This is a genomic window from [Flexibacter] sp. ATCC 35103, from assembly GCF_001975985.1.
GTDB lineage: Bacteria > Bacteroidota > Bacteroidia > Flavobacteriales > Flavobacteriaceae > Flavobacterium.
Map to the genome: position 1 here is coordinate 261,813 of NZ_MTQF01000005.1, position 11,646 is coordinate 273,458.

Here is an 11,646-nt window from a genome sequence, read left to right on the forward strand (position 1 = left end):
TCGTAATAGATATGTATACATTTTCAAGTAAATTAAAAACTTTTTCTATCATCCTAATGGCCCTTGGTATATTAGGAATTGGATATGGTTTTTTAACTGCTCCTAAAGATATTCAAGAAGTTGAAAAAATTCTAGCTGCAGATGCACATGGATCTCATGGTGCTGCACATGAAGCAACAGCAGAGACTTCTCATCAAGAAGCTGGACACCACGAAGCTGCTGAAGCTTCGCATGAATCGCACAAAGGGGGCGAACATGAAACAGTAAATGCTGCTGATGAGCACAAAGAACATTTAACGCATGTATTGCACCAATTGCAAAATAAGCCTTGGTCAGCTTTATATGTTGCTTGTATTTTCTTCTTGCTACTTTCTATGGGAACTTTAGCATTTTATGCTATTCAACAAGTTGCTCAGGCAGGTTGGTCTCCGGTTTTGTTTAGAGTTATGCAAGGGATCACGGCTTATTTGCCTGTAGGTTCAGTTATTTTCTTTATTATTTTAATTCTTTGCGGATTACACTTTAATCACATATTCGTATGGTTAGGTGAAGGGGTTACAGATCCTACTAGTCCAAACTATGATAAAATTATCGCTGGAAAAGATGGATATTTAAACTTTACTTTCTGGATTATCAGAGCAGCTATCTTTTTAGTAGGATGGAACTTATACCGTTACCAATCTAGAAAAAATTGTTTAGCTCAGGATGAAGCAAATGATGATCTATACTACAAAAAGAATTTCAAATTAACTGCTGGTTTCTTAGTATTCTTTATCGTATCTGAGTCTATTATGTCTTGGGATTGGATTATGTCAATTGATCCACACTGGTTCAGTACTTTATTTGGATGGTATGTTTTCGCATCTTTCTTCGTAAGTGGTATTACTGCTATTGCATTAGTAACTGTTTACTTAAAATCTAAAGGATATTTAGAGTATGTAAATACAAGCCACATTCACGATTTAGCTAAATTTATGTTTGGTATTAGTGTTTTCTGGACTTATTTATGGTTCTCTCAATTCATGTTAATCTGGTATGCTAATATTCCTGAAGAGGTAACTTACTTCGTAACAAGAATTCAATTATACAATTTACCATTCTTTGGTGCTGTGGTTATGAACTTTGTGTTCCCATTATTAATATTAATCAATACAGACTTCAAACGTCTTAGCTGGGTTATTGTAATGGCTGGTGTTGTTATCTTACTAGGTCACTACGTAGATTTCTTTAATATGATTATGCCTGGTACAGTTGGAGATAAATGGTTTATTGGAGTTTCTGAAATTGCATCTATACTTTTCTTCTTAGGTTTATTTATTTTTGTAGTGTTTACTGCATTGACTAAAGCTCCTTTGTTAGCAAAAAGAAATCCTTTCATTGAAGAAAGTAAACATTTTCATTATTAATATTTAAAGAAGTAAACAGATGACAAGTTTGTTGGTAATTATAGTTTTAGTTTTATTAGCAGTTGCATTATGGCAATTGACCAAGATATTTGATCTTACTCAAGTGGGATCTTCTTCGGACGATTCTCAAGTTGCATCAGATAATGATAATAATATTCAGGGATATGTTATGTTTGGCTTTTTAGCATTCATATATATATTTACGATTTACGGTTTACTTAAATGGGGTAATTTAGCACTTCATACTCCTGCTTCAGAGCACGGGCTTTTAGTAGATAACTTAATGAATATTACTTGGGTTTTAATTTTTGTAGTACAATTTATTACACAAGGTTTATTGTATTGGTTCTCTTTCAAAAATAGAGGTCATAAAGATAAAAAAGCATTATTCTTTGCTGATAGTAATAAATTAGAAGCAATTTGGAGTATTATTCCATCTGTAGTATTAGCTTGTTTAATTCTTTACGGATTGTATGCTTGGAATAATATTATGTTTGTTGATAAAGACGAAGATGTTATCGAAATCGAATTATATGCACAACAGTTTAAATGGACTGCAAGGTATGCTGGTAATGATAATGTTTTAGGAAAAGCTAACGTACGTTTGATCGAAGGTGTTAACACATTAGGTGTTGATATGTCTGATAAAAATTCAGCTGATGATATCGTAGTTTCAGAATTGCATATTCCAAAAGGTAAAAAAATACATTTCAAAATGCGTTCTCAAGACGTATTACACTCAGCTTATATGCCTCACTTTAGAGCGCAAATGAACTGTGTTCCAGGAATGGTTACTGAGTTTGCTTTTATTCCAACTTATACAACTGCTGAATACAGAGAGTTGCCATTTATGGTGGAGAAAGTAGCAAACATCAACAAACTTAGAGCTGAAAAAAGCGTTGAGTTAGTTGCTAAAGGAGGTACAGCTTTAGATCCTTACACATTTGATTATTTATTATTATGTAATAAAATTTGTGGAGCTTCTCACTACAACATGCAAATGAAAGTGGTTGTTGATACTCCGGAAGATTATAAAAAATGGTTAAGCGAAAAAACTACTTTAGCTCAGGATATTAAAGCGGCAGCTGCTGCTAAAGCACCAGCTGAAGGAGCAAAAGCAACTACAGATAGCACGGCTAAAGATACTGTTAAAGCGGTAATCGACACTGTTAAAGCAGCTATAGCTAAAGTTGCTATGAAATAATATTTATTAAGAAAATTTAAAGTACACATATATGTCAGCAGAAGCGCACGATCACGATCACGGACACGATCACGAGCACGAACATCATCATAAAGACACGTTCATTACTAAATATATCTTTAGTATTGATCATAAAATGATTGCTAAGCAATACTTAATTACCGGTATTATTATGGGTATAATTGGTATTGCAATGTCCTTGCTTTTTAGAATGCAATTAGCATGGCCAGAAGAGTCTTTCAAGATCTTTAATGTTTTATTAGGAGATAAATTTGCACCTGATGGTGTAATGGCTAATGATATTTATTTGGCTTTAGTAACAATTCACGGTACCATCATGGTATTCTTTGTACTAACGGCTGGTTTAAGTGGTACTTTTAGTAACTTACTTATTCCACTTCAAATTGGAGCAAGAGATATGGCGTCTGGATTTATGAATATGATTTCATACTGGTTGTTTTTCTTATCTGCTGTAATTATGTTGTCTTCTCTATTTGTTGAAGCTGGACCAGCTTCTGCAGGTTGGACAATTTATCCTCCATTAAGTGCTTTACCACAAGCAATTCCAGGTTCTGGAACAGGTATGACTTTATGGTTAGTTTCAATGGCTATCTTTATTGCATCTTCTTTAATGGGATCTTTAAATTATATTGTTACTGTTATCAATTTAAGAACTAAAGGAATGTCTATGACTAGACTTCCACTTACAATCTGGACATTTTTCGTAACAGCTATCATTGGTGTTATTTCGTTCCCGGTATTGTTATCTGCAGCATTATTATTGATTTTTGATAGAAGTTTTGGTACTTCATTCTTCTTATCTGATATCTATATTGCAGGAGAGGTTTTACATTACCAAGGAGGTTCTCCAGTATTGTTCGAACACTTATTCTGGTTCTTAGGACACCCTGAGGTTTATATCGTAATCTTGCCTGCAATGGGACTTGTTTCTGAAATTATGGCTACGAACTCTCGTAAACCAATTTTTGGATACAGAGCGATGATCATGTCAGTTCTTGCAATTGCATTTTTATCTACCATTGTTTGGGGTCACCATATGTTTATTTCGGGTATGAATCCTTTCTTAGGATCTGTATTTACCTTTACAACTTTATTGATTGCAATTCCGTCTGCTGTAAAAGCCTTCAACTGGATTACAACTTTATGGAAAGGTAACCTACAATTCAACCCTGCAATGTTATTCTCTATCGGAATGGTTTCTACTTTCATCACTGGAGGTTTAACCGGAATCATTTTAGGAGATAGTACTTTAGATATTAACGTTCACGATACTTACTTCGTAATTGCTCACTTTCACTTAGTAATGGGTATCTCTGCACTTTACGGAATGTTTGCTGGTATTTACCACTGGTTCCCTAAAATGTACGGAAGAATGTTAAACAAAAACTTAGGTTATATCCACTTTTGGGTAACAGCAGTTTGTGCTTACGGAGTTTTCTTTCCAATGCACTTTATCGGATTAGCTGGTTTACCAAGACGTTATTATACAAATACAAACTTCCCATTATTTGATGATTTACAAAATGTGAATGTTTTAATTACAACATTTGCTCTTGTAGGAGGAGCGTTCCAATTGGTATTCTTGTACAACTTCTTTAGTAGTATTTTCTATGGTAAGAAAGCAGTACAAAATCCATGGAAATCGACAACATTAGAGTGGACAACTCCAGTAGAACATATTCACGGTAACTGGCCAGGAGAAATTCCTCATGTATACCGTTGGCCATATGACTACAGTAACCCAAATCATGATGTAGATTTTGTACCGCAAAATGTACCAATGAAAGAAGGTGAAGAAGTTTTACACCACTAAAAATATTTAAGAAAGACCATCTGAAAAGATGGTCTTTTTTGTTTTAGGTTAGGTTAAGATTTGGCTATAAATTCTAAATTAAAGAATGTTATAATTTAAAATTCTTAATTTAAGATATAGGAATTTGATCTTATGGATTTGCGTATTTTATTTGAGATTTATCTATTTTACAAACTGATTACTTTGTCTATCTTTGTAAAATGAATGAGAACCTAGATCCCACTACAAATGGGTACAATCCAGAAGAATTAGATCTTGAAAAAAGATTGCGTCCGCTGTCATTTGATGATTTTGCCGGACAAGATCAAGTTTTAGAGAATTTAAAAGTTTTTGTTGCTGCAGCCAATCAACGTGGCGAAGCACTTGATCATACACTTTTTCACGGACCTCCCGGATTAGGTAAAACTACTTTGGCTAATATCTTGGCCAATGAACTTGAAGTGGGGATCAAAATTACTTCAGGACCAGTTTTAGATAAGCCCGGTGATTTAGCCGGATTACTTACTAACCTTGACGAAAGAGACGTTTTATTCATTGACGAAATTCATCGTTTGAGTCCAATTGTAGAAGAATATTTATATTCGGCTATGGAAGATTTCAAGATTGATATTATGATTGAATCCGGACCAAATGCCAGAACAGTTCAAATCAATTTAAATCCCTTTACATTAATTGGAGCCACAACTCGTTCAGGATTGTTAACTGCACCAATGCGTGCACGTTTTGGAATTTCATCCCGATTACAATATTATACTACAGAACTTTTAACTACAATTGTAGAAAGAAGTTCTTCTATTCTTAAAATGCCAATCTCATTAGATGCTGCTATAGAAATAGCCGGAAGAAGCCGTGGAACTCCTCGTATAGCTAATGCATTGTTGCGTAGAGTACGTGATTTTGCACAGATAAAAGGAAACGGAACGATCGATCTTGAAATTGCTCGTTATGCATTAAAAGCGCTTAATGTAGATGCGCATGGTCTGGATGAAATGGATAACAAAATATTGTTGACTATCATTAATAAATTTAAAGGAGGACCAGTTGGACTTTCAACTTTGGCAACTGCCGTTTCTGAAAGCAGTGAGACTATTGAAGAAGTTTATGAACCGTTTTTAATCCAGGAAGGTTTTATTATGCGTACACCACGCGGACGCGAGGTAACAGATAAAGCTTATAAACATTTAGGAAAAATTAATATTAACATTCAGGGAGGATTATTTTAAATTCTATCAAAATGTCTGAAAATAGAAAATATAATTACCCGAACAGACTTTCGATATTGAGATTTTTTCTGGATGCAGAAGGAGTGCGTAAAAATCCAATTCCCTTTCATAAAAGATATTTTGATAAATTTGGAGATTCTTTTTCTCTCAAAATTGGTTTTTCTAAACATATAATTTTATCCAGAGACAATGAGATTGCTGAATATATCTTACAGAAAAACCAAAAGAATTATCATAAATCTAAATTTCAGTCTGTTTATCTTTCAAAATATTTAGGTAAGGGGCTTTTGACTGTTGATGGTGATTTTTGGCTAAAGCAAAGGAGACTAATTCAACCTGCTTTTCATAAACAAAAGATGAATCAACTGGTTGAAAACATGAATCAGACTATTGTTTCAGAGTTAGAAAATTTAGTAGAAGAAGAATCTATTGATGTTTTTCCTGTAATGAGTCAGTTAGCGTTTAATGTCGTAGCGAAGTCATTGTTTCAACTTTCAATCTCTGACGAAAAATTAAACCGAATTAAATTTATTATTGAGGAAGTTCAGAATTTTTTAATCAAAGAAATTAGACTTCCACATAAAGCATGGTGGTTTTCTTTAAGCGGACAAGTAAAAAAACATTTGGAACTTGCTGAAGAAAATAATAGCATTATTCAGGAAATTATTGAACAAAGAATGACTTCGAAAGAAGAAATTAATGACTTGCTTAATATGCTTTTAGAAACCCGATATGAAGATACGGGAGAAGGTATGTCGGTTAAGCAATTAGTTGATGAAATTAAAGTTCTTTTTATAGCGGGACATGAAACCACAGCAAATGCTTTGACTTTTACCTTGCATCTTTTAGGAAGAAATCCCAATGTACAACAAAGAGTTTTGGATGAGATTATTGAGATAGAATCTCAAACTGAAAATATTGTCGAGCAGCTTCAAAAAATGACTTATACTAATGCAGTATTAAATGAATCAATGCGTTTGTATCCGCCTGCATGGATTACAGACAGACAAAATGTTACTGATGATACTCTTGCTGGTTTTCATATAAAAAAGGAAACTCTTATCGGAGTTTCTTTCTACGAATTGCATCGAAATCCTAAATATTGGAAAAACCCGGATGAATTTATTCCGGAACGATTTCTTGGCGAACAGAAAAAAGTTTCTATGCAATATTTTTACCCGTTTGGTGCGGGACCAAGAATGTGCATCGGAGCGGGATTTGCTATTTATGAAATGTGTTTGACCATTGCTCAAATTGTAAAAAAGTATGAGATTAAATCCAGTACTGATACAGTTGAATTCAATCCTTTAATTACATTAAAACCGGTTGGTGTAGAAGTTCTATTCTCTAAAAGATGAGCATTAATGCAAAAGAGACATATTCAAAATTTATAAAATCAGAAGCAAAACGCCTCGGGTTTCTTTCTTGTGGAATATCTAAAGCTGGATTTCTGGAAGAAGAAGCACCACGTCTTGAAAAATGGCTGAATAACAACCATCATGGCCAAATGGCTTACATGGAAAATTATTTTGACAAACGTTTAGATCCTACTTTGTTAGTTGATGATGCCAAAAGTGTAGTGTCACTTTTATTAAATTATTATCCGGAAGAAACCCAGACTCAGGAAAGTTTTAAAATTTCTAAATATGCGTATGGTCAGGATTATCATTTTGTAATCAAAGAGAAACTTAAAGAATTTCTGCATTCTATTCAGGAAAATATTGGCGATGTTTCCGGTCGCGCTTTTGTTGATTCGGCACCTGTTTTAGATCGTGCCTGGGCAGCAAAAAGCGGATTAGGATGGATTGGTAAAAGTGGAAATCTATTGACTCAAAAAGTAGGTTCTTTTTATTTTATTGCAGAGCTTATTCTCGATTTAGACCTGGAATATGATCATGCGACTACAGACCATTGTGGTTCTTGTACAGCCTGTATTGATGCTTGTCCTACGCAAGCAATTGTTGCGCCTCATGTTGTTGATGGAAGTAAATGTATCTCTTATTACACAATAGAACTCAAAGAGAATATTCCTTATGAAATGAAAGGAAAATTCGATGAATGGATGTTTGGATGTGATACTTGCCAGGATGTTTGTCCTTGGAACCGATTTTCAAAACCACATTCAGAACCCTTATTTAATCCAAATCCGGAACTGCTTTCTTTTTCTAAAAAAGACTGGATTGAAATTACAGAAGAAACCTTTCGTGCAGTTTTTAAAAATTCTCCTATCAAAAGAACTAAATTTGATGGCTTAAAGAGAAATGTAAAATTCTTGGAATAATTTTGTAAGATTTTAGTTTCTTTTTGTTTTTTCTTTTCAGATTTTTCGCTTCTTCATTTTTATTATTTGTAAGATTTTTACGTTTTTATCTTCAAAATCTATTAATAGTAACAATTCTCTAAAAAATTAAGAATTTTCTGTTGTTTGGTTATCAAATAGTTATATTTTTTGTACTTCAACGTTAATTTTTATCGTTAAAATGTGTAATTCAACGTTTATATGTGTAGTTTGACGACTAAACTAGCTAGTACAGAGGTGTTTGTATACTTTCGCCGCTCCAAAAACTACTAATTTAACAGAGAGACAATTTAAGTCTTGCACCTATAACGATCTATGGTTCAAACGCTACTTTATTTTTATGAAGATCTTGAAAATATTTTTTTCAGATTTTTAAAATCCATTCTTTCTATTTTATCGTATCTCCCATACATCCAATCGAATGCTAATATTGGCTATTCAGTTTTTGGTATTTCTATTTTTAAATTCACAGTTGTTTATGCGTAACTTTACTTTTTGCAGATCTAAATTGTTTAGATTTAATTTCTTGGTTTTATTTTCATTATTTATTAGTTATAGCGCATCTGCACAGTTTTATACCAAACACTACATTGCACCTGCACCCTGGCAATATTTTAGTAAAGCAAATGAGATCGTAATCGCAACGAATTCTACAGCAACTGTAAATATTACTGTAGCTAAGAGTGATGGTACTTTAGTGACAACACTTACAGCTACAAAAGGAACTCCTGCAGTATATAGATTTGCAGGAAAACCAAGTGCAGCTCCTGCTTTTGCATTAAATACAGTTTTGACTGCGGCAGGATTAATTGTTACTGGTGATGCACCAATATCTATTAACTTAAGAAATGTGGCTTCAGATGCATTAGGCGGTGATGGTACAGATCAGGATATTAAAGGAAATGCTGCATTAACAAGTTTTGGTGATGCAGGAATTGGTATACGATTTAGAGTAGGATATTATAGAGACGGTTCTTTAGGAAATTTTAATGGTTATGGCGATCAACGCCCTATTTACAGTATTATGGCTATTGCAAATGGCACATCAATTACTATAGATGGCGTTGTTAAGACAACTTTAGATGCTGGGCAGAGTTATTTGTTTAAAGCGCCTATAGGTACTTTGGTACAATCTTCTAATCCAACAGTAATGAATACTTCTGCTGCCATTGATACACCTGGCGGATGTGGAGACGGAGCGTATAATCAAGTGCCTCCCGAATCAGTTTTAGGATCAGAATATTTTATTGAAAGAGGAAAAGGAAATGATACAGCAGAGCAAACTACTGTTGTTGCTACAAAAGATAATACAACAGTTACAGTTGATAGTTATTCAGCCACAGGAGTATTAACAAAAACAACAACTACTGTTTTAGCAACGGCGGGTAAATTTTTCACTTTCCTGAATGGTAATTCAAATACAAATTTTTCAGCTTCCCGTGTTTCTGCAGATAAAAATGTAGCAGTATATTCTGGTACAGCACAATCATGTGAGGTAGATATTTCGACAATTGCTCCCGTATCTGAATGTGGTGGATCAAATTTTATAGAAACTGCTAAATTTAGAAATTACGGAACAGGCTCGTTACCTTATTTTGGGTATATACTTTTAAAAGATGCCACATCTGTTGTAAATGTTAATGGGGTTAATATTGAAACGATATCTGGTATTTCTCCGCGTCATCAATTAGGATCTACCGGCTGGTATATAATCAATTTTGAAGATACACAAATTGGAAGTCCAAACGTACTTTCTATATCCAGTTTAGCTAAATTAACAGTTTCGATTGTGCAACAAGGAGGAGGATTTTCGATGGCAGGGTTTTTCTCAAATTTTGCAGCTCAGCCGGAAGATCCAACAATGACTTATGTTTCAGGAGGCGGATGTACTAATAATACAGCTACATTAACGACCCCACCAGATTTTGCACCTTATCAATGGTATTTTAATGGTACAGCTATAACGGGAGCAAATTCAAATTCATATGTAGCTACTAAAACAGGTTCTTATTCAGTTGCTTCGACTTTAGCATGTGGAGTTCAAACCCAATCTAAACCTGTAAGTGTTACTTTGTGTACGGATTTAGGCGTAACGAAAACAGTTGATAATGCAACTCCATGTGTAGGTTCTAATGTTGAGTTTACGGTTAAGCTAAGTAATTTAGGAGTAAATAATGCAACGGGAGTTTCTGTAAATGATTTACTTCCTTCCGGATATAATTTTGTGAGTGCAACACCTTCAGTAGGAAGCTATAATGCCGGAACTGGAGTTTGGAGTATTGGAGATGTAAATGGAGGAATTACAGAAACATTAAAAATAATTGCAAAAGTAAACGCTACAGGAAATTACAATAACACAGCGGCATTACCATCTACGACTACAGATAGTAATTTAGCAAATAACTCGGCTAGTGTGTCTACTACTCCTAATCCTTTACCGACACTTGTTATTACTAATCCAGCATCAGTTTGTTCACCATCAAAAGTTGATATAACAGCTCCGGCAATTACTGCAGGAAGTTCATCAAATTTAACATTTACATATTGGACAAACTCAACTGCTACAACATCATATGCAACACCTACAGCAGCTACAGCAGGAACATATTATATTAAAGCTACTACAACTTTAGGATGTTCAGATATAAAACCAGTCGTGGTAACCGTAAACACAACACCAGTTGCACCAACAGCTTCGGCACAGACTTTTTGTTCGGCTGAAGCCAAAACAGTTAATGATTTAGCTGCAACAGGATCTAACAAAAAATGGTATAACGCCAGTACAGGCGGAACACTTTATACCGGTACAGAATTATTGGCAACAGGAACTTATTATGTAAGCCAGACTTCAGCCAGTGGTTGTGAGAGTGCAAGAACTTCAGTAGGAGTAACCGTAAACACAACACCAGTTGCACCAACAGCTTCATCACAGACTTTTTGTTCGGCTGAAGCCAAAACAGTTAATGATTTAGCTGCAACAGGATCTAATAAAAAATGGTATAACGCCAGTACAGGCGGAACACTTTATACCGGTGCAGAATTATTGACAACAGGAACTTATTATGTAAGTCAGACTTCAGCCAGTGGTTGTGAGAGTGCAAGAACTTCAGTAGGAGTAACCGTAAACACAACACCAGTTGCACCAACAGCATCGGCACAGACTTTTTGTTCGGCTGAAGCCAAAACAGTTAATGATTTAGCTGCAACAGGATCTAATAAAAAATGGTATAACGCCAGTACAGGCGGAACACTTTACACAGGTACAGAATTATTGGCAACAGGAACTTATTATGTAAGCCAGACTTCTGCCAGTGGTTGTGAGAGTGCAAGAACTTCAGTAGGAGTAACCGTAAATGCCACTCCGGCTCAACCTTTATTGAGTTCTGTAACTCAACAAACATGTACGACAGCAACAGGTAGTTTTACTATAACCAATTATAATGCAAGTTATATTTATGTGATAACTCCTTCAACAGGAGTTAGTCAGACAGGAAATACTATTACTGCTCCAGCAGGAAGTTATACGATAACTGCTAAAGCAAATAATTGTGAATCTTTAAGCACAAGTGTTACTGTAGATTCTAAAATTTGTGCCAATATCGACAATACATATCCAATTCAGACTTCAGCAACCACCATCACTACAATAGGAAACGTTACAACAAACGATACGTTAAACG

Annotated in this window: 6 protein-coding genes and 1 pseudogene; all 7 read left to right on the forward strand. The window is 34.6% G+C overall.

Features of this window, described 5'->3' with window-relative positions; all coding sequences use genetic code 11:
* Window positions 1-11: 11 nt before the first annotated feature.
* Window positions 12-1,406 carry a quinol:cytochrome C oxidoreductase gene (locus BXU01_RS12275; RefSeq protein WP_083693476.1) on the forward strand — a complete coding sequence of 465 codons (1,395 nt, stop codon included), beginning with the start codon at window positions 12-14 and terminating at the stop codon, window positions 1,404-1,406.
* Window positions 1,407-1,425: 19 nt separating this feature from the next.
* Complete coding sequence (locus BXU01_RS12280) at window positions 1,426-2,610, forward strand: cytochrome c oxidase subunit II (RefSeq protein ID WP_055096843.1); 1,185 nt, start codon at window positions 1,426-1,428, stop codon at window positions 2,608-2,610.
* Between the two features lie 31 nt (window positions 2,611-2,641).
* Window positions 2,642-4,444, forward strand: a complete 1,803-nt coding sequence (locus tag BXU01_RS12285; RefSeq protein ID WP_055096842.1) for a cbb3-type cytochrome c oxidase subunit I — start codon at window positions 2,642-2,644, stop codon at window positions 4,442-4,444.
* A 200-nt stretch (window positions 4,445-4,644) separates the two neighbouring features.
* On the forward strand, window positions 4,645-5,667 hold the full coding sequence (gene ruvB, locus BXU01_RS12290) for a Holliday junction branch migration DNA helicase RuvB (RefSeq protein WP_083693477.1): 1,023 nt from the start codon (window positions 4,645-4,647) through the stop codon (window positions 5,665-5,667).
* Window positions 5,668-5,678: 11 nt separating this feature from the next.
* Window positions 5,679-7,025 (forward strand): cytochrome P450, encoded by a 1,347-nt coding sequence (locus tag BXU01_RS12295; RefSeq protein ID WP_083693478.1) that lies wholly within the window; start codon window positions 5,679-5,681, stop codon window positions 7,023-7,025.
* Window positions 7,022-7,948, forward strand: coding sequence for a tRNA epoxyqueuosine(34) reductase QueG (gene queG, locus BXU01_RS12300; protein WP_083693479.1), 927 nt, complete (start codon window positions 7,022-7,024; stop codon window positions 7,946-7,948). Before BXU01_RS12295 ends, queG begins: the two co-directional genes overlap by 4 nt.
* A gap of 496 nt (window positions 7,949-8,444) precedes the next feature.
* Window positions 8,445-11,646, forward strand: a pseudogene (locus BXU01_RS12305) (DUF11 domain-containing protein); the annotation flags it as partial.